Below are 18089 nucleotides of genomic sequence, written 5' to 3'. Positions count from 1 at the left end.
GGTTTTTTTTGTTAGGGACCCGCGGAGCGTGCCGGGGGCCTTCGATAAGGGGTACGCGTTGTGATGCAAAAACGGGGAACCTTGTTATGCGCATACGATACGCAATCCTGCCTCTTGCTGCAGCGCTTGCCCTTGCAGGTTGCGGCGAAGAAGAACAATCCGCCGAAGCCGAGGCGCCAGCGCCCGTAGAAGTTGAGGCGCAGGCCGAAGAGACAGTCCCTGAGACCGAAGAGGTGGCCGATGCGCCACCGACTGAGTTGGCTGCGCCTGAGCCAACCGTGGTCGAGCAGGCCACCGAGACAGCAACGGAACTTGCCACAGACGCCGTCAATCAGGTGGTTAACGAAGGCCAATCCGTCGGTGAAGCGGCCAGTGAGCTGGTCGACAACGCGGCCAACGAAGCGACCGAGTTGCTCACCGAGCAACTACCTGAGGGTACCCAGGAGGCTGTAACCGGATTGGTTGGTGCGCTTACCGGAACGGTAGAGGATGCTGCCGAGGCGACGGAAGATGCTGCAGCAGCAGCAGCCGATAGGGCAGCGGAAGCTACCGATGCCGTCGAAACCGCAGCATCTGACGCGGTTGACGCCATCCAGGACGCGGTGACGCCGGAGGTTGATTGGCAAAGCACGTTTAGCCCTGAGGTGCCGTTCGTCAACACCACCGATGCGGCGGTTCAAGCTTTCGCGGAAGCGGGCGGTGAAGGCGCAGCCTTGTCCGAGATCGCGCCCAATGAGGGCGGCCGGATCCAGGCGTGCAACGCAACACTGGACTGGTGCCAGATCCAATTGAGCGATGGTTCGCTTGGTTGGGTACCGATGGCCAGCTTTGGCGGCGTAGCCAACTGACGCCGATGCACGACACAGGTATGCGCGGTCCGTTGGGTCGGCGCATGCCTGTTTCTCGTTTGCCGTGTGCCTTGGATGATCAGCTGTTGAGCGGTCGGTTCTATGGGCCTAGCGTGCGCGCTGAACTCACTTGAACGCCGCACGGATGCCTGATGGCCATTGACGCCGCTTTTGCTCTCGTACTCGCCACGATCATCATGGTCCTGATCCCAGGGCCCAACCTGGCTCTGTTCGTCGCGAACACGCTTCGCCACGGCTGGACGGTCGGCGCAATAACCGTTGCAGGCACCGCCACTGGCATCATGCTTCAGCTGGCTTTGGTCGTTCTGGGTCTCACCGCGCTTTTGGCCGTGGCCGCATCGGCGCTGGTCTGGGTAAAGTGGGTGGGGGTTGGTTACCTGATTTGGTTAGGGATCAGTACCTGGCGGAGCGATACCCCTGACATGGCGGCATCAAACCCCGCGCCACGGCGGGTGTCGGGAGCCTTTCTTCAAGGTCTGGGCCTTTCGCTCCTCAATCCCAAGACGCTGTTTTTTAACGCGGCTTTCGTGCCGCAGTTCATAGCGCCTGAAGCCGGTTTTGCAGGTTTCGCTGTACCGATTGCACTCTATCTGACCGTTATCGTCATCGGTGATCTTTTATGGGTCACAGCAGCCCAGCGTGCCGCACCGGCGCTTCAGCGGTTTGGTGCCCTTCGGCAGAAGCTGACAGGTGGTCTGTTCATGGCCGCCGGCATTGGGCTGGCACTGGCGCGCGTCGAGCGCTGAAGCCTCCAACAAGGATCCTATCATGACCATTCGCGCCGATCTTGCCTCTGCAATTGGCAACACCCCACTGATCAAACTTCGCGCGGCTTCCGACGCAACTGGCTGCACCATTCTTGGCAAAGCCGAATTTCTCAATCCCGGTCAATCGGTGAAGGATCGCGCCGCTCTTTTCATCATCCGTGATGCGGTGGAAAGCGGTGCGCTGCGTCCTGGCGGCACAATCGTTGAAGGTACGGCTGGCAACACGGGCATTGGGCTGGCGCTTGTTGGTGCGTCGATGGGCTTCAAGAGTGTGATTGTGATCCCTGAAACGCAAAGCCAGGAAAAAAAGGACATGTTGCGCCTCGCTGGTGCGCAGCTCGTTGAGGTTCCGGCGGTTCCCTATAAAAACCCCAACAATTATGTCCGTTACTCGCAGCGACTGGCCGAAGAGTTGGCGCACAGCGAACCCAATGGAGCTGTTTGGGCCAATCAGTTCGACAACATCGCCAACCGGCGGGCGCATATCGAAGGGACGGGTCCGGAGATTTGGGCCCAGACCGACGGTAAGGTCGATGGTTTTATCTGCGCGGTCGGAACCGGCGGCACGATGGCTGGCGTCGGGATGGCTCTTCAACCCAAGGGGGTCGGAATCGGTCTGGCTGACCCGCACGGCTCGGCGATCCACTCGTTCTATAAGACCGGCGACTTCAAGGCCGAAGGTGGTTCGATCACCGAAGGGATCGGGCAGGGCCGCGAAACGCAGAATTTGAAAGGATTTAAGCCCGACTACAGCTACTCGATCCCCGACAGTGAAGCGCTTCCGATCGTGTTCGATCTGCTCGCCCAAGAAGGTCTCTGTCTGGGCGGTTCATCAGGGATCAATATCGCCGGCGCGATGCGCCTCGCGCGCGACCTCGGACCGGGCAAAACGATCGTGACGATCCTGTGCGACTACGGAACACGTTACCAGTCGAAGCTCTTCAATCCGGCTTTTCTCCGCGAGAAGAACCTGCCCGTCCCGTCATGGCTAAAAGAGGACGCGTCACAGGCTCTGCCGGACATCTCGGTGGCAAGCTAACCCCCCGACAAAAAAACGCCGGGCGATCTGGTTCAAAAACCGATCAGGCCCGGCGTTGCAGTTGCAGGCATCGACGTTCGAGGGCGAACGGACGCCTTGAGGGGAACAGCGATCTGCACAGGGAGGGAGTGCGTTCGATCGTGTCAACAAACAAGGTAGATTAGAATGATTTTATCACAAGCAACGTACTGGCATGTCAGTCATGCATTGAATGCATAGCTTAACGTGAACAAATCAAGCCGCCTGCATAGCTTGTTGATTTTCTGGGCAATTATTCTGCGTGTTGCCGTTTTATGCACATGCACCTGATGCACGCGCGCATCCATAGGGGTGTGCGATGTTGCGCAAATGCAACGTCAGTATTGCCAGCGGCGCGCGTTCGTCAGCAGAAAATCGCGAAAAACCATCACCCGCGCCGAGTTCCGCATCTCTTCGGGATAGACGAAATAGGTGTCGAAATGGGGTAAGCTTTCCCCATCGAGGCCTATCTGCACGAGGCCCTTGTCGTCTTCGACGATGTAATCGGGCAGCATCGCCAATCCCACTCCGCGAAGGCATGCCTTGCGAAGACCGTAGACGTTGGTGATGCGGACCTGCGCGCGCCTTGCTTCGTCTTCGGGCCGACCAGCGGTCTCAAGGTAGTTCATGTTGCGCAGGTAGGGCGGTGCCGGATAGCCGTAGCTGAGGATCACATGATCATCGAGGTCAGCGACGGATTTCGGCTGACCGTAGCGTTTGATGTAGTCCGGCGCTGCATAGACATGGAAGTGTACTGTGAACAGTCGCCGTTGCACGAGATCCGGCTGAACCGGCTTCCGCAGGCGGATGGCGACATCGGCTTCGCGCATCGACAGGTCCAACTCGTCGTCGTTCAAGATCAATTCGAGCTGAATGCCGGGATACAGTTCGCGAAAGTCTTGCAGGCGCGCCGTCAGCCAGGTCGAGCCCAAACCAACCGTGGTGGTTACCCTCAAGATACCAGTCGGCTGGTTTTTCGAATCCGATAAGCGGGTACGGACGGAATCGAGCTTTTGCAGCACCTCGTGGGCCGTTCGGTACAAAAGCTCTCCCTGTTCGGTAAGCACCAGTCCGCGCGCATGCCGGTGAAACAGCTTCACGTTAAGATCGGCCTCAAGCGCTGACACCTGCCGGCTGACCGCAGACTGGCTCATGTTGAGGCCGTCTCCAGCATGTGTAAACGAGCCAGCTTCCGCCGCCGCATGGAAGATGCGCAGCTTGTCCCAGTCCATGACGGCTGCCGTGTCGTCATGGACAATCATGCGGCCGGTGTTCGGCATCAGCGTTCCTTAGCCTTGAGGGGTGGCTTCACACGTTGCGCAGCGACGACGCATTACTCCGCAGCTTGAGTGATAGGCAGGGCTGCGTCGTCAACTTCGGCTGCTGCGAGAAACTTCTCCGCTTCCAAGGCGGCCATACATCCGAGACCGGCAGCCGTGACGGCCTGGCGGTAGATGTCGTCGGTGACATCGCCCGCGGCGAAGATGCCGGGGACATCGGTCGCTGTCGAGTCGGGGGCCGTCCATAGATAGCCATTGTCTTTCTGTTTGACCTTACCTTCGAACAGGCTGACCGCTGGAGCATGGCCAATCGCAACGAACGCGCCATCCGTTGGATGGTTCATCTCGTCCCCGGTGATGCTGTTTTTAAGGCGTAGATGGGTGATGCGTGGCGGAAACCCCGTTTCGCCGCAGAATTCCTCGACTGTGTGGTTCCAGATCACCTTGATCTTGGGATGCTTGAGCAAGCGGTCCTGTAGGATTTTCTCGGCCCGCAACTCATCTCGACGATGGATGAGGGTCACCTCGCTGCACAGGTTGGCCAGGTAAAGCGCCTCTTCCACAGCGGTGTTGCCGCCGCCGATCACGGCAGCCCGTTTGCCTTTGTAGAAGAAGCCGTCACACGTCGCGCAGGCGGAGACGCCGCCACCCATGAAGGTTTGCTCCGAGGGCAGGCCGAGCCACTTTGCCTGTGCACCGGTCGCGATGATGATGCTGTCGGCTATGTAGGTCGCCCCCGAATCGGACGTGCAAACAAATGGTCGCTGATCGGTCGCGACATCGGTGATGATGTCCTGCACAAAGTGGGTGCCAACATGCTCCGCTTGCGCCTTCATCTGCTCCATGAGCCACGGCCCCTGAATGACGTCGGCAAAGCCGGGGTAGTTTTCGACATCGGTGGTGATGGTCAGCTGGCCGCCCGTTTGAAGGCCGGAAACCAACACCGGTTCCAGCATGGCACGCGCGGCATAGATTGCGGCGGTATAGCCCGCCGGTCCCGACCCGATGATCAGGACCTTGGTACGGATAGGGTCAGACATGGTCGCTCCGAAAGCGTGAATGAGATTGCAACATATGTATGCGCTTAGGCCGTCAAGTTCCATGCCGCTTGGGCGGCAGCAGGGTTTTCCGATAAGCGATCCCCAAGAAAGCTCTCGAAGTAAGCTCTCCAAGCAAGCTCTAACAAAGTTCACCTAATGCTTCACGTATCCTGGCGGCGATCATCGGGGTCGCGTCGATAGGCTCCTGCCGGTGTTCCGGATCGAGTGGAACTGGAGCACAGATGGCGCCTCGACACTCCAACCTGTCGAGGAACTGAACGAATTTTTTGGGTAGGCCTTTTGGTCGAAAAACCATGGTCTGGCGCCCTGCGCACAGCGCTTCGGACACCATGTTGTGGCTGTCTCCCGTGACAAAGAATCCGTCGCAAGCCCCTAACATGCCTGCGAGAGGGTTCTCGTCCTTGCCATCCCAAACCCAGCCTTGAGGATGCGCCGCTTTAATTGCGTCCAGAAGGGCTGCAGGCGTCCGGCGCGATGCGGTAACGATGGGTGTGGCACCGCTCGAGACGGCCTTGCGAAGGGCAGCTTCCAACGCGTCGCATGTCGATCGGTCATATCGGACCCGACCGCTGGGGCCGCCGAGAAGCACCGCCAGCCATGGGCGTTCTGTCTTCTTGCCGAGACGTGCTTGCAGCTTTTTTGGCGCTTCGGCCCGGACGGTGGTTGAAAACCTGTGCGGTCCCGTCGGTGTCACGATAACGTTTCCCCCGCGCAACCGGTCGTGTGCGGGAACCCATATCAGATCGGCAGTTTTCAAGCCGGTTCTGGGATCTTTCAAGAAAACAGTCAGCGTCGAGGCGCCCCATAGCTCCTGCAGATAGCGAAGGTAGGGGACCGTGCGCCGCCCCGAAGCAACGACCAGCGACGGCGGGGAACGCACGCTGATAAGGGCGCTATCGAAAGAGCTGTCATGGCCTTTAACCCCAACAGTGCGGTTCACCAGAGAAGGACTGATGACAATTTCTGTTGCTCGCATCTCGAGCCGCTCAACAAGCCCAATGCACTGAGCTCGATCGCCAGCCTTGCCGTCGGTCAGAACAAGCGCCTGCCCAAGATCCGCGCCGGATGCCTGTTTTTCCATCATGGCTTTGCTTGTCTGTGACACTTGAAACTGTCAATCAAAGATGACGCAAGATTGTTGCGTCCGCGCGTTACAGAACCGTCGCATCCCAGCGGCACCATGAGGCGGTGATGAAAGCTCTTCTTGATACAATCGATTGGCGTATTCTGTCTGAATTGCAGGATGAGGGCAGGGTGACGAATGTCGAACTCGCGCGCAGGGTGGGCATCTCGGCGCCGCCTTGCCTGCGCCGGGTCCGCGCGCTTGAAGAGGCGGGCTTGATCCGCGGGTACAGGGCGCTGCTCGACGAGAAAGCGCTGGGCTTCGATATCGTAGCTTTTGCGATGGTGGGTCTGACGAACCAGTCGGAAGCCGACCTCATAGCCTTTGAGCAGCAGGTGATCGCCTGGCCAGTGGTGCGCGACTGTTACGCGATATCAGGTGAGGTTGACTTCATCCTCAAATGTACGGCGCGCGATTTTTCAGCTTTTCAGAGTTTTATCATCGACGAACTGACGACAACGGAGAACATCGCGTCCGTGAAAACCGCCCTGACTCTGCGGCGCGTCAAAGACGCGGGTGTCGCGCCACTTGATGTGGAGCATTAGCAGGGCGCGTTCGGTTTGCGCGATGCGTTAGATGTGCTGATCGATCAGAATTGGGTTGCCGTCGGGGTCGGTGATAAGCACGCTCGCTGGACCGGTTGATCCGTCTTCAACTTCTGAATCAAGCGCAATACCCTGCGCCTTCAGATGTGCTTGAACGTCTCGAATATCTGTAAAGGATTCCAATGGCTTGGCGCTTTGATCCCAGCCTGGATTAAACGTCAGCATGGGCTTTTCAAACATACCTTTGAACAGCCCAATAATGGTGTCACCGCTCTTGAGGATGATCCATCCCTGATCCGAATAATCGCCCATAGTCTCGAAGCCGAGCGCTTCATAGAACGCCTTTGACTTGGCGAGGTCCTGGACCGGCAAGCTAATCGAAAAAGCGCCGAGATGCATAGTGAAGCCTCCGGTTTTGGTTCGGCAGTTTAGCGCGACCGGAGTTTTGCGCGCGTCCGCATTGACCCGTGCTTTCCAATCATTTAACCGTAAAGTAAATTAACTGATAGGTTAAATGATGGACTCTCGGCAGATCGATCTCACCTTCATGGCGCTGTCTGACCCCACCCGGCGTGCGATCCTCGCGCGCTTGGCTGAGGGCGAAGCATCAGCTGGCGAGCTTGCCGCGCCTTTCTCCATGAGCCAACCGGCGGTGACCAAGCACCTCAAAGTGCTCGAACGGGCCAAACTCATCACCGTGTCGGTCGATGGAAAGCGCCGCCCGCGCCGCTTGAACCCTGTACCCCTTGGCGAGGTGCAGGCCGTTATTCAGCACTATCAGGAGATTTGGGATGCCAACTTTGAGCGGCTCGATGCCGTGTTGACCGAACTGCAAGTACAAGAAATCCAGGGAGACTAGGCATGGCCAAGTCGAGTGTTGTCACGGTGCTCAGCGACCGCGAAGTGCAGGTTGAGAGACGCTTTGAGGCCCCCCGCACCCTTGTGTGGAGGGCGTTTACCGAGCCAGCGCTGATCCAGAAATGGATGCTGGGACCGCCGGGATTCTCCATGCCGATTTGCGAAATGGATGTCCGCACGGGCGGCGCGTACCGCTGGGGTTGGAGCGATGGAAAGACGTCTGGAACGTTTGGCTTCCACGGTACTTACTCGTCGGTCGTCCCCATGGAGAGCTTTGCTCACAACGAGATCTACGACCCGCCTCAGGGCTCTGGGACCGGCGCAATGGCGAACGAGATGCTCGTCACCATTCGGTTTGAAGACCTCGAGGACGGTGGCACCATAGTCACAACATCGATGGTGTTTGAGAACAAGGAAGCGCGCGACGGTGCTCTTTCAACCGGCATGACCGACGGAATGGAGATGAGCTACGCGCAGCTTGACGCTCAAGCACAGAGCTTTGCCGGTGCTCAGTAGCCTATGTCTATGATTTCCAATTCGCGCTTGCCGCCTGGGGCCGCCACTTCCACGAAGTCGCCAACCTTCTTGTTGATCAGCGCACGCGCGATGGGCGAGGAAAGCGAAACCTTGTTCTGCTTGATGTCCGCCTCGACGTCACCGACGATGATATAGGTTTTCTCTTCCTCGGTCTCGTCGTCGACGACGCGAACCTTGGCACCGAACTTGATGGTATCGCCGGATATCTTGGCTGGGTCGATCACGTCAGCCCGCGCGATGAAACTCTCAAGTTCATTGATGCGGCCCTCATTGAGGCTCTGCTGTTCCTTTGCGGCGTGGTATTCGGCGTTCTCGGACAGGTCACCATGCGCGCGCGCTTCTGAAATCGCCTCGATGATTTTCGGGCGATCCTCGCTTTGCCGCTTCTTGAGCTCAACCTGAAGGGCTTCGTAGCCCTGCTTGGTCATAGGTACCTTTTCCATGGTCCCTCCTCATGCGCTTGAACCCCGAACAGTGGTCCGGGGCGGTCTTCCGATCGGCTTCCAATGGTTTGGGGGAGCGGCCGGTTACGCCAAGCCAGACATATACGCTTGTAAGGGTTTTACCGCAATATCGCGCGAGAGCATGGCGTCGATCGCCTGTACTGCGGCGGCTGCCCCGGCGAGGGTGGTGTAGTAAGGAACCTTGTTCATGAGGGCTGCTTGACGCAACGAACGCGAATCTTCGAGTGCCTTTGCGCCTTCGGTGGTGTTGAACACCAATTGCACGTCGCCATTCTTGATCGCGTCGACAACGTGCGGTCTGCCTTCAAGCACTTTGTTGACCCGTTCGGCTTTGACGCCGGTTTCACTCAGGAAGCGCTGCGTGCCGGATGTTGCAAGGATGCCGAAGCCTAACTCTGAAAGAAGCTTGATCGATGGCAAAGCCGCCTGCTTGTCGCTGTCGCGCAGCGAGACGAACACCGTCCCCAGGAGGGGAACTTTGGAACCCGCTCCAAGCTGAGACTTCGCGAACGCGTAGCCGAAGCTCTCATCAATGCCCATGACCTCGCCAGTTGAGCGCATTTCCGGGCCGAGGATCGTGTCGACGCCTGGGAAACGCGCAAACGGGAACACCGCTTCTTTCACTGCAATATGGGGCAGGTCGCGCGATTGCGGCGTTCGCCCGTAGGCTTCGATGGCGCGCGTCAGTTTTTCCCCTGCCATCACGCGTGATGCGATTTTCGCGATTGGCGCACCAACGGTCTTGGCGACAAACGGTACGGTTCGCGAAGCGCGTGGGTTCACCTCAAGGATGTAGACCGTGTCGCCCTGAATGGCGTACTGCACGTTCATCAGCCCGCCGACATCAAGCGCCAAAGCAAGCTTGCGTGTCTGTTTCTCAAGCTCATCAATGATCGTTGCGGGCAAGGTGTGCGGTGGTAGGGCGCAGGCGCTGTCGCCGGAATGGATGCCGGCCTCTTCGATATGCTCCATAATGCCGCAGACGTGCACGTCCGTACCGTCGCACAGCGCATCGACGTCAACCTCAATCGCCCCTGCAAGGTAGCGGTCGAACAGCAGCGGGTTCTTGGACAGAACCGTGTTGATCTGGCCGGTCTTATCGTTTGGATACCGGGCCTTTACGTCGGCGGGCACGAGTGATGGCACCGTTCCAAGCAGATATTCATCAAAGGCTGCTTCGTCATGAATAATGGCCATCGCACGTCCGCCCAAGACGTAGGAGGGGCGCACGACGAGGGGAAAGCCCAAGTCCGAGGCGACCAGCCGGGATTGCTCGACTGAGTAGGCGATGCCATTTTCGGGCTGACGCAGCCCCTGTTTTTCGATGAGCCGCTTGAACCGGTCGCGATCCTCGGCGAGGTCAATGGCGTCCGGTGAGGTTCCCAGGATCGGGATGCCGGCTTCCTGAAGGCCCGCAGCAAGTTTAAGAGGGGTCTGACCGCCAAACTGCACGATTACGCCGTGCAGCGTGCCGTTCTGTTTCTCAAGCTCAAGGATTTCGAGGACATCTTCAACCGTCAGCGGTTCGAAATACAGCCGATCCGACGTGTCGTAGTCGGTCGATACGGTCTCGGGATTACAGTTGACCATGATCGACTCGAAGCCTGCGTCCCGCAGTGCGAACGACGCGTGGCAGCAGCAATAGTCGAACTCGATGCCTTGGCCGATGCGGTTGGGTCCGCCGCCCAGGATGACGACCTTTTTGCGGTCTGACGGCGCGGCCTCATTGTCAGGCACGTCGCCGAACGGCTGCTCGTAGGTCGAGTACATATAGGCCGTGGGAGAGGCGAACTCCGCTGCGCACGTGTCGATGCGCTTGAAGACGGGTCGCACGCCAAGCGACAGACGATGATCCTTAGCCTGAGCCTCAGAAAGTCCAGCAAGTGCGCCGAGCCGAGCGTCGGAAAATCCATTTGCCTTCAGTTCGCGCATCCAGCCTTCGCTGTCGGGCAGACCATGCGCCCGAACACGCGCCTCAAGATCGATGATCTGGCGCATCTGTGCGAGGAACCATGGGTCAATTTTGCAGCCTTGGTGAATTTGCTCATCGGTTGCGCCATGGCGCATAGCTTGCGCAACCATAAGCAGCCGGTCCGGTGTGGGCGTCGAAATCGCCGCACGGATCGCGTTCTTGTCGTCGCCCTTTCCGATGCCGTCGATCTCGATCTCATCAAGACCGGAAAGCCCCGTCTCAAGCCCGCGCAAGGCCTTCTGGAGGCTCTCGGTGAAGGTCCGTCCGATGGCCATGACCTCGCCGACCGATTTCATTGAGGTGGTGAGAACGGGGCTGGCGTCAGGAAATTTCTCAAAGGTGAAGCGCGGTATCTTGGTGACCACATAATCGATCGTCGGCTCAAAGGCCGCGGGCGTTGCGCCGCCGGTGATGTCGTTGTCCAATTCGTCAAGGGTGTAGCCGACCGCCAGCCGCGCGGCGACCTTGGCAATAGGGAAGCCTGTCGCCTTGGAGGCCAACGCAGAGGATCGCGACACGCGCGGGTTCATCTCGATCACCACCATGCGCCCGTCGACCGGGTTGATCGCGAATTGCACGTTCGAGCCGCCGGTTTCGACGCCAATTTCGCGCAAAACCGCGATCGAAGCGTCGCGCATGATCTGATATTCTTTGTCGGTCAGCGTCAGGGCAGGGGCGACGGTTATCGAGTCGCCGGTGTGGACGCCCATGGGATCAACGTTTTCGATCGAGCAGATGATGATGCAGTTGTCCGCCTTGTCGCGCACAACCTCCATCTCGAACTCTTTCCAGCCGAGGACCGATTCTTCGATTAGCACCTCGTTGGTAGGGGACGCGTCGATACCGCCCTCCACGATCTGCAAGAATTCTTCGCGATTGTAGGCGATCCCGCCGCCCGTCCCGCCAAGCGTGAACGATGGGCGGATAACGGCCGGCAACCCGACCATATCGAGCAGGTTGAGTGCCTTTGCCAAGCCTTCGGGGGAAAGTTCTTTGATCGGATTGCCCGCGCGGTCGACCACAGGATTTCCAGCCGAGTCGAGCTTCGTGCGCAAACTGCCTTTAAGCGTTTCGCCGCGCGGCGTTTGCAGCCCGATCTTCATCATCGCTTCACGGAAAAGCTCGCGATCTTCGGCCTTGTCGATGGCCTCCGCTGTCGCGCCGATCATCTCGACGCCGAATTCGTCTAGGACGCCCATCTTCCTCAGCGACAGAGCGCAGTTCAGCGCCGTCTGGCCACCCATCGTGGGCAAGATTGCATCAGGGCGTTCTGCAGCAATGATCTTGGCCACGATTTCCGGCGTTATCGGTTCGATGTAGGTCGCGTCCGCGAGATCCGGATCGGTCATGATCGTTGCGGGGTTTGAATTGACCAGGACGACCCGGTACCCCTCCGCCTTGAGCGCCTTACAGGCCTGTGTACCGGAGTAATCGAACTCGCAAGCCTGGCCGATGATGATGGGTCCAGCGCCAACGATGAGGATCGAGTTGATATCGGTGCGTTTGGGCATGGCTAAGGCTCGATCGGCGGACAGACGTTGAGGCGTTCGGTGCCCTTGCGCTCACCGCATTACGATGCAGCGAGCCGCGATCAGGTCCCGAGACGCAGAGGGATCGCTGGCTCTATAGTGATCATGGGAAGCATTGGCAAACGGGCCCGGAAACGACATCCGGTGCTTGATCGGGCTCGGTGCTAGCCGATGTCTTTTTCAGCGTGGATCGTTTCGACGACACTGAGATCAGGTGGTCCTTCAGTGGTTCGAACAAGGCGAGGGCCGAGATCGACGTGGCCGGTCACCCTCTCGCCATCGAAATCGCCGATTCCACGCTCCAGCGCATAGCAGGCGAGGCGGATAGACTTGGGAATGGCCACGTCGTTGCCGGAGCGTTTGCCGGTCTCGTAATACTGGATCATCCGTTTTTTGAGCCCAAGCAGTTCGGCGGCATCCTTCTGCTTGAGGCCGAGGCGTTTGCGCCAGTCTCGAAACGCCTCACCGGACATAACGCTTTCGACCGACGCGTGTCCCCTCTTTCCTGCTCGATCACCCATCAGAACTCAACCAACTCTCAGTAAGCGCACAATTTGCCTTCCTTAGACGCAAAATGTGCATTTTTTGCTTGCCAAAGGCGCACAATTTGCCTTATCCCAAATGAAAGGTGCACAAAGTGCGCCGGTCACGGTGTGGAATTCGATCATGTGTATCATCGCATGGTTGCAGGGTCCGCACCAGAAAGGAAGTCCCATGTTGACGGATATGATCGTCCATCGCTCAGCTGTTGGTACGCGCCGTCCCGACCTGCATCGCCACGCAACCTTTTCGTGTTCGTGGCACGCTTTCATGCGGTATGTGGGTATCGATTGGTAAGCGCCTAGCGCCTCCTGGTTGAGCAAAAAGCGCCGCTCTGAACATGAAGTTCAGGCGGCGTTTTTGCGTTTCCAACACTCGTATCGCTTGAGTTCGTTCGCCGCGGTTGGCACTGTCACGCCAGACTGTCTGATTTCTGGGGGTGTTGTGTATGCGTTGGCGCAATATGAGGCGAAGCACGAAGGTGCGCGATCTTCGCCGGGCGGGCCGAAGCTCTTCACGGGTTGGCGGTGCACGCATGCGTATTCCATCCGGCAGACGGGTGCGGATTCCCTCAGGGCGTTCAGGGGGCGGGGGGTTAGGCCTGGGCGGTCTTGTGGTTGTGGTGCTGATTGCTTGGGTACTCGGTATCAACCCGCTTTCACTGATAAGTGGCGGCGACGTTGGTGGTACGGTCGGGCAATTTCAGGCCCCATCGCAACAGCGCGCCGAACCTTTCATTCCTTCGGCGGGCGATGAACTTGCCGAAATGTCAGCGCGTGTTTTGGGCGATACTGAAGATCTTTGGGCCCGTGAGTTTGAAGCGCGCGGTATGCGTTATGATCCGCCAACGCTCACCTTGTTTACAGGGCAAGTGCACTCGGCCTGCGGATTTTCGAGCTCTGCGAGCGGCCCATTTTATTGCCCACCTGATCAGGGCGTGTTTCTCGACCTGTCCTTTTTCGATGAGCTTGGCCGTCGTTTTGGGGCGCCTGGAGACTTCGCACAGGCCTATGTTATTGCCCATGAGGTCGGGCACCATGTGCAAAATCAGCTCGGTATCCTCGACCAATACAATGAAGCGCGAGCCCGCATGAATGAGCGGGATGCGAACGCATTGTTGGTGCGCGTTGAACTGCAAGCGGACTGCCTCGCTGGCGTTTGGGGACATAGCGCAGCCCAGCGCGGCCTGCTGGAACGCGGTGATCTTGATGAGGCGTTGAATGCAGCCAATCAGGTTGGCGATGACACGATCCAGCAGCGCACGCAGGGCTACGTCGTTCCAGAGACGTTCTCGCATGGTACCGCGGAGCAGCGCCGGCGATGGTTCAGCGCAGGCTTCGAAAGTGGGCGAATGGAAGAGTGTGACACCTTCAACACCAACACTTTGTAGCTTATCGCCGTACCAGCCGTTTGACAGAACTCAGCATGCAGCCTTCGCCTATGGGGCGAAATCCTGCTCGCCTTGGTGTGCGTCCATGTGCGTTGCCGTCATGTCCTCTTCGGCCCAAATCCAGATGCCAAAAAGGCATCGCTGATCGCCGCAATCGTCCGCGATGGGCACAATCGTGCGCGCATAGCGCGCGGCTGGAGCGTTGCGGGCGAGGTTCATGCACCGCCAATGGTGCGGCGTTTGTTCTGACGCGCACTGCTCGTAGATCGCTTCAATCCGATGCAAATGCGCCGGATGCAAAATTTCGTCCAGCGGCTGATGAGGTTGGTTGTGTATGCCGCCGAACGTTCTGTGGTGCACGCCGAGCTCGATGACTTTAAAGCCCGGTTTGCTGCGTGAGCAGCTTCTTTCGACGCGCCCGATGATGCCGAAGCCAAGATGGCCCGTATCAACGCCCAGGCTTGCAAGCTGATCAATAGCTGGCAGCTTTGTTGGTGAGCATTTGGCGAGCTGCTCCCAGCTTTCCATCAGTTTTATGAGGGCTGTGAGATCATACTGATGGTTCAGCGGCTTCACTCCTACAGGCCTTCGTTACCGTAGCGCCCAAACCGATGGTGCACCGCCTGTGATGCATCGTCATATTGGTATTGCAAAAACCCATACACGCCGACTTTTGTCGCTATGTGTCCCTTGGTGACAGATTTGTTTCCCCGTCCGCCAAACACTGCGCTTCCGGCGGGCCCCGGGAGCTTCATCCCGCGTATCCCATCATGCTTTTGTCGTTGCTCATGATCCGCTAATGTACCGCATGGCGTCTGAGCAACCATCGGAAGGCATTCCAAGCAGCGGCGATGCCGATCGCTTTGTCATCCATGTGCGTGCGCTGATTGCCATCCGTGATTACTTGATTGAGCGGGGGCATGATCAGTCTCAGATCAGGAAGGTTTTAGCGCAGTACGGACTTGAGTCCGCCGATGTGCAAGCCTTTCATGGCTTCATCAGTATTCAGCGCTTTGCCTTGCTGCTTCGGGGTCTCAGCGTGGTGAGCGGTGACCCGACCTTGGGGCTGAAACTGGGTGATCGAACCGATGCCAGCTCCCTAGGCGTATTGGGCCAAGCCTTCCAAACCGCGCCCAACCTTGAAAATGCGCTGGAATTGCTCGCCACGCATATGAGGCTCTACGCGGATGTCTCGTTCTCTGGGCTATCGGTTTCGGACAGTCGGGTGGAGTTCACCTGGTCGTATTCACCGCTGATCCGTATGCGCGATGAGCTGACGGATCGCGCGGCGCGGCTTTTTGTCCGAAGCATCCGCAGGCGCTTTTCACCGGATTGGTGGCCGGTGGAAGTTCATCTTCAACGCCGAACGCCGGCTGATGTCACGCCGTACCGACAGTTCCTCGCTCCGGTCGTCCATTTTGATACGCCCGCAAACATGGTCGTGTTGCGGGCCTCCGACCTCTCCCGGCCAAATCTAAACGCTGACGCATTTGCCCATGAGGCTGCCATGGAATTGGTTCGGCGCGTCAGCGCCGAGCGGCGTGTTCCGGACGATCTTCGCATTCGCGTGAGCGAAGACATTGTCGCGCACATGGCCGACAGCGGAAACTCGGTGTCCGAAACCGCAAGGAGAATGGGAATGAGCACCCGTGTCCTTCAGCGCAAGTTGGACGCCCTGGGCACCAGCTACCACGATCTGTGTGATCGGTTACGCAAAGATAGTGCGATCGAACTTCTACGGGGCAGTGACCTTCCTCTTGCCGAAGTGGCCTTCCGGTTGGGTTTCTCCAACCAGGCCAACCTGTCTCGTGCGGTCAAGCGATGGTTGGGGCAGTCGCCGTCGAGTGTGAGAACCCGCTCGGATGACGGTTAGCGTCCCTCGTGTCGCTAGGTGATCGGCAGACTGGACGGAGGCGCTGGGGCGGCAAGAAGCAAGTCCACCAAGCCGACCCGGAGTGGGTAGTTAGACGATTGTCTATTGGACTCACCGCTCGCCGCCCTATTTCGTGGTGCGGAATGTTTATCAAGATAAGTAATTGACGCTGAGAGAATAGTTCATGCGCAAGATGGTCCTTATACCGCGATCATCGAGCCGGCCTGCGTGCGGCTCCGAATGTGCATGCAGGCAAGCTCACGCAAACACTTATACGCTGGTCGCAGATTTGTGGCCGGTGAGCGTTTATTTTGGGAGAATTCCTAATGAGCTTTATCGGACGCCCAACTTCGCTGGGCGCTAATTTTGCCCCACCCGGTGTCGGAAGCGCTTCCGGTGCCTTGGTGGCAGACAATGAAGACCTCATTTCCTCTGCGGCGCGCTCCGACGAGTTGTCGATATCGCAAATGGCCGATGAGTTTGGTGTCACAATGCGGACGCTTCGGTTTTACGAAGAGAAGGGCCTTCTGACACCGCGTCGTGTTGGAAACCGCCGCTTTTACGGTTCGCAGTCTAGAGAGCGTCTGAGCCTTGTTTTGAAAGGCAAGTCGATGGGTATGGGCCTGGATGACGTCTCAGCCCTGGTGAGTGCGCTCGAGAGTGACGGCGACGACAGTCAGCGTGCCGCGCAAGTCCAGCGTATTTGCGCTGAGCAGTTGCGCCATCTTCAAGAACTCAAAGCGACAATCGAAGCCCAGATCGAGCAGACCGAACGCGTGATGGACGGACTAAGCACCGTTTGACCGTTGTTACGGCTTCTCGGCACGCATAAGATCGATGAAGCGATCGAACAGATAGTGGCTATCGCGCGGTCCGGGTGACGCCTCAGGATGATGCTGAACCGAAAAAATGGGCAACGTCCTATGGCGTAGTCCGCAGTTCGTACCATCGAACAGGGACGTGTGGGTCGCCTCGACGGTATCGGGAAGCGTGGCAGCGTCGACGGCGAAACCATGATTCATCGAGGTGACTTCGACTTTGTCGGTCGTATGGTCCATCACCGGATGGTTCGCGCCATGGTGCCCCTGATGCATTTTGATGGTTGAGGCTCCGAGGGCCAACCCAAGGATCTGGTGCCCCAAGCAAATGCCGAATGTGGGTAAGCCGGCCTCAATGAGTTTTTGGATGGTCGGCACCGCATAGGTGCCAGTGGCAGCCGGGTCGCCGGGGCCATTGGACAGAAACAAACCATCAGGTTGCAGCGCCAAAACCTCATCGGCTGACGTGGTGGCGGGCACAACGGTGATCCTGCATCCGCGGTCTGCCAGTAGACGCAAAATGTTGCGTTTCACGCCGAAATCGATTGCAACGACATGCAGTTCTGTTGCGGTGCCGGTACCAAAGCCCGCATCGAGTGTCCAACTGGTCTGTGACCACCCGCGTTGGTCCTCAATGGTAACGTTTGGAACCAAATCCCGGCCCTCAAGGCCGCCCCAATTTACCGCCTGATCCGCCAATGTGGGAATGTCAAAAACACCGTCAGGCTCGTGCGCGATGGATGCATTCGGCATGCCGTTGCGGCGAATGTGAGCCGTCAGTGCGCGGGTATCTACGCCGGAAAGCCCTATGATGCCGCGTTTTTTAAGCCATACGTCGAGGTGGGCGGTCGCACGCCAGTTTGAAGGATCGGTGATGGGTGCTTTGACGATCACCGCAGTGGCGGCTGAAACGTCGTCTCCGGTTGGCAACTGCTCCAGATCGTCTGCGTTGACGCCAACATTGCCGATATGGGGAAAAGTGAAGGTAACGAATTGGCCAGCGTAAGATGGGTCCGTCAGAATCTCCTGGTAACCCGTCATGGCGGTGTTGAAGCACACTTCCCCAACGGCCGATCCTTGCGCCCCGAAGCCGAAGCCTTCGAACACCGCCCCATCAGCCAAGACAAGACGCGCCGTCGTCACGCGCGGTGTCCAAGCATCGGGTTTGGCGATGGATTGGTCGGTTGTTGTGGTCGCTATGTCGGTCGGCATCGGGCGCTCTTTAGGGTCGAAGTTCGACGAGATTGGTGGGCATTTGTGACAAACTTGCGGATATTTGATGCGCTTACCATGTAATAGGCTCGGATCAACAGGGCGCTGGAGCGATGGGCGGCTGCTCCGTTCACAGGCCAGTACGATCTGCTCCAACTTCAGGCTTGCCATTCACCTTTTGCAAACCATACCGT

General features: G+C 58.3%; 18 protein-coding genes. 9 read left to right on the top strand and 9 right to left on the bottom strand.

Annotated elements, in window-relative coordinates; genetic code table 11:
- Nucleotides 1-86: 86 nt before the first annotated feature.
- From AAF739_03410 to AAF739_03400, 3 genes are all read left to right on the top strand, one after another.
- A complete protein-coding gene (locus AAF739_03410; protein ID MEM6381695.1) occupies nt 87-848 on the top strand; it encodes a hypothetical protein in 762 nt (253 codons plus the stop codon).
- A gap of 152 nt (nt 849-1000) precedes the next feature.
- Nucleotides 1001-1615 carry a LysE family translocator gene (locus AAF739_03405; protein MEM6381694.1) on the top strand — a complete coding sequence of 205 codons (615 nt, stop codon included), beginning with the start codon at nt 1001-1003 and terminating at the stop codon, nt 1613-1615.
- Between the two features lie 22 nt (nt 1616-1637).
- Nucleotides 1638-2675: a cysteine synthase A gene (locus AAF739_03400; GenBank protein MEM6381693.1), complete on the top strand. Its 1038-nt coding sequence runs from the start codon at nt 1638-1640 to the stop codon at nt 2673-2675.
- 356 nt (nt 2676-3031) lie between these two features.
- On the opposite strand, the gene AAF739_03395 is transcribed toward AAF739_03400, so the two are convergent.
- The 3 genes from AAF739_03395 to AAF739_03385 all read right to left on the bottom strand — a co-directional run bounded on the left by AAF739_03395 (nt 3032) and on the right by AAF739_03385 (nt 6139).
- Complete coding sequence (locus tag AAF739_03395; GenBank protein MEM6381692.1) at nt 3032-3925, bottom strand: LysR family transcriptional regulator; 894 nt, start codon at nt 3923-3925, stop codon at nt 3032-3034.
- A gap of 101 nt (nt 3926-4026) precedes the next feature.
- On the bottom strand, nt 4027-5013 hold the full coding sequence (trxB, locus tag AAF739_03390) for a thioredoxin-disulfide reductase (GenBank protein MEM6381691.1): 987 nt from the start codon (nt 5011-5013) through the stop codon (nt 4027-4029).
- Between the two features lie 139 nt (nt 5014-5152).
- Nucleotides 5153-6139 (bottom strand): mitochondrial fission ELM1 family protein, encoded by a 987-nt coding sequence (locus tag AAF739_03385; GenBank protein MEM6381690.1) that lies wholly within the window; start codon nt 6137-6139, stop codon nt 5153-5155.
- An 86-nt stretch (nt 6140-6225) separates the two neighbouring features.
- Between AAF739_03385 and AAF739_03380 the strand changes: the two genes are divergently transcribed.
- On the top strand, nt 6226-6702 hold the full coding sequence (locus AAF739_03380) for an Lrp/AsnC family transcriptional regulator (GenBank protein MEM6381689.1): 477 nt from the start codon (nt 6226-6228) through the stop codon (nt 6700-6702).
- A 27-nt stretch (nt 6703-6729) separates the two neighbouring features.
- On the opposite strand, the gene AAF739_03375 is transcribed toward AAF739_03380, so the two are convergent.
- Nucleotides 6730-7101, bottom strand: coding sequence for a VOC family protein (locus tag AAF739_03375; GenBank protein MEM6381688.1), 372 nt, complete (start codon nt 7099-7101; stop codon nt 6730-6732).
- A 115-nt stretch (nt 7102-7216) separates the two neighbouring features.
- On the opposite strand from AAF739_03375, the gene AAF739_03370 reads away from it, so the two are divergent.
- Nucleotides 7217-7561 carry a metalloregulator ArsR/SmtB family transcription factor gene (locus tag AAF739_03370; protein ID MEM6381687.1) on the top strand — a complete coding sequence of 115 codons (345 nt, stop codon included), beginning with the start codon at nt 7217-7219 and terminating at the stop codon, nt 7559-7561.
- Between the two features lie 2 nt (nt 7562-7563).
- Nucleotides 7564-8076 (top strand): SRPBCC domain-containing protein, encoded by a 513-nt coding sequence (locus AAF739_03365; GenBank protein ID MEM6381686.1) that lies wholly within the window; start codon nt 7564-7566, stop codon nt 8074-8076.
- Here AAF739_03365 and greA read toward each other — a convergent pair.
- The 3 genes from greA to AAF739_03350 all read right to left on the bottom strand — a co-directional run bounded on the left by greA (nt 8070) and on the right by AAF739_03350 (nt 12583).
- A complete protein-coding gene (greA, locus tag AAF739_03360) occupies nt 8070-8540 on the bottom strand; it encodes a transcription elongation factor GreA (GenBank protein ID MEM6381685.1) in 471 nt (156 codons plus the stop codon). The two genes, AAF739_03365 and greA, sit on opposite strands and share 7 nt — an antisense overlap.
- 84 nt (nt 8541-8624) lie before the next feature.
- On the bottom strand, nt 8625-12044 hold the full coding sequence (carB, locus tag AAF739_03355; GenBank protein MEM6381684.1) for a carbamoyl-phosphate synthase large subunit: 3420 nt from the start codon (nt 12042-12044) through the stop codon (nt 8625-8627).
- A gap of 182 nt (nt 12045-12226) precedes the next feature.
- On the bottom strand, nt 12227-12583 hold the full coding sequence (locus tag AAF739_03350) for a helix-turn-helix transcriptional regulator (GenBank protein MEM6381683.1): 357 nt from the start codon (nt 12581-12583) through the stop codon (nt 12227-12229).
- Between the two features lie 467 nt (nt 12584-13050).
- Between AAF739_03350 and AAF739_03345 the strand changes: the two genes are divergently transcribed.
- The gene (locus AAF739_03345) at nt 13051-13992 is read left to right on the top strand and encodes a neutral zinc metallopeptidase (GenBank protein MEM6381682.1); all 942 of its coding nucleotides are present in this window, start codon (nt 13051-13053) and stop codon (nt 13990-13992) included.
- 48 nt (nt 13993-14040) lie between these two features.
- Here the strand turns inward: AAF739_03345 and AAF739_03340 are convergent, their stop codons facing one another.
- Nucleotides 14041-14568 (bottom strand): hypothetical protein, encoded by a 528-nt coding sequence (locus AAF739_03340; GenBank protein ID MEM6381681.1) that lies wholly within the window; start codon nt 14566-14568, stop codon nt 14041-14043.
- Nucleotides 14569-14800: 232 nt separating this feature from the next.
- Between AAF739_03340 and AAF739_03335 the strand changes: the two genes are divergently transcribed.
- Nucleotides 14801-15865, top strand: coding sequence for an AraC family transcriptional regulator (locus tag AAF739_03335; GenBank protein MEM6381680.1), 1065 nt, complete (start codon nt 14801-14803; stop codon nt 15863-15865).
- 326 nt (nt 15866-16191) lie between these two features.
- Entirely contained in the window at nt 16192-16668 is a 477-nt protein-coding gene (locus AAF739_03330) for a MerR family transcriptional regulator (protein ID MEM6381679.1), read from the top strand.
- 6 nt (nt 16669-16674) lie between these two features.
- On the opposite strand, the gene carA is transcribed toward AAF739_03330, so the two are convergent.
- Nucleotides 16675-17895 carry a glutamine-hydrolyzing carbamoyl-phosphate synthase small subunit gene (gene carA, locus AAF739_03325; protein ID MEM6381678.1) on the bottom strand — a complete coding sequence of 407 codons (1221 nt, stop codon included), beginning with the start codon at nt 17893-17895 and terminating at the stop codon, nt 16675-16677.
- Nucleotides 17896-18089 lie beyond the last annotated feature (194 nt).

The sequence above is a fragment of the Pseudomonadota bacterium genome, from assembly GCA_039024915.1.
Classification (GTDB): domain Bacteria; phylum Pseudomonadota; class Alphaproteobacteria; order Rhizobiales; family MH13; genus MH13.
This window is presented reverse-complemented; position numbering and strand designations above follow the sequence as displayed.

What these genes read in the sequence shown, in the direction of transcription:
- AAF739_03335 (MEM6381680.1), top strand. Translation starts at nt 14,801, where the DNA reads ATGGCGTCTGAGCAACCATCGGAAGGCATTCCAAGCAGCGGCGATGCC.
- carA (MEM6381678.1), bottom strand. Translation starts at nt 17,895, where the DNA reads ATGCCGACCGACATAGCGACCACAACAACCGACCAATCCATCGCCAAA.
- greA (MEM6381685.1), bottom strand. Translation starts at nt 8,540, where the DNA reads ATGGAAAAGGTACCTATGACCAAGCAGGGCTACGAAGCCCTTCAGGTT.
- AAF739_03365 (MEM6381686.1), top strand. Translation starts at nt 7,564, where the DNA reads ATGGCCAAGTCGAGTGTTGTCACGGTGCTCAGCGACCGCGAAGTGCAG.
- AAF739_03380 (MEM6381689.1), top strand. Translation starts at nt 6,226, where the DNA reads ATGAAAGCTCTTCTTGATACAATCGATTGGCGTATTCTGTCTGAATTG.
- carB (MEM6381684.1), bottom strand. Translation starts at nt 12,044, where the DNA reads ATGCCCAAACGCACCGATATCAACTCGATCCTCATCGTTGGCGCTGGA.
- AAF739_03330 (MEM6381679.1), top strand. Translation starts at nt 16,192, where the DNA reads ATGAGCTTTATCGGACGCCCAACTTCGCTGGGCGCTAATTTTGCCCCA.
- AAF739_03405 (MEM6381694.1), top strand. Translation starts at nt 1,001, where the DNA reads ATGGCCATTGACGCCGCTTTTGCTCTCGTACTCGCCACGATCATCATG.
- AAF739_03370 (MEM6381687.1), top strand. Translation starts at nt 7,217, where the DNA reads ATGATGGACTCTCGGCAGATCGATCTCACCTTCATGGCGCTGTCTGAC.
- AAF739_03410 (MEM6381695.1), top strand. Translation starts at nt 87, where the DNA reads ATGCGCATACGATACGCAATCCTGCCTCTTGCTGCAGCGCTTGCCCTT.
- AAF739_03395 (MEM6381692.1), bottom strand. Translation starts at nt 3,925, where the DNA reads ATGGACTGGGACAAGCTGCGCATCTTCCATGCGGCGGCGGAAGCTGGC.
- AAF739_03400 (MEM6381693.1), top strand. Translation starts at nt 1,638, where the DNA reads ATGACCATTCGCGCCGATCTTGCCTCTGCAATTGGCAACACCCCACTG.
- trxB (MEM6381691.1), bottom strand. Translation starts at nt 5,013, where the DNA reads ATGTCTGACCCTATCCGTACCAAGGTCCTGATCATCGGGTCGGGACCG.
- AAF739_03375 (MEM6381688.1), bottom strand. Translation starts at nt 7,101, where the DNA reads ATGCATCTCGGCGCTTTTTCGATTAGCTTGCCGGTCCAGGACCTCGCC.
- AAF739_03345 (MEM6381682.1), top strand. Translation starts at nt 13,051, where the DNA reads ATGCGTTGGCGCAATATGAGGCGAAGCACGAAGGTGCGCGATCTTCGC.
- AAF739_03350 (MEM6381683.1), bottom strand. Translation starts at nt 12,583, where the DNA reads ATGGGTGATCGAGCAGGAAAGAGGGGACACGCGTCGGTCGAAAGCGTT.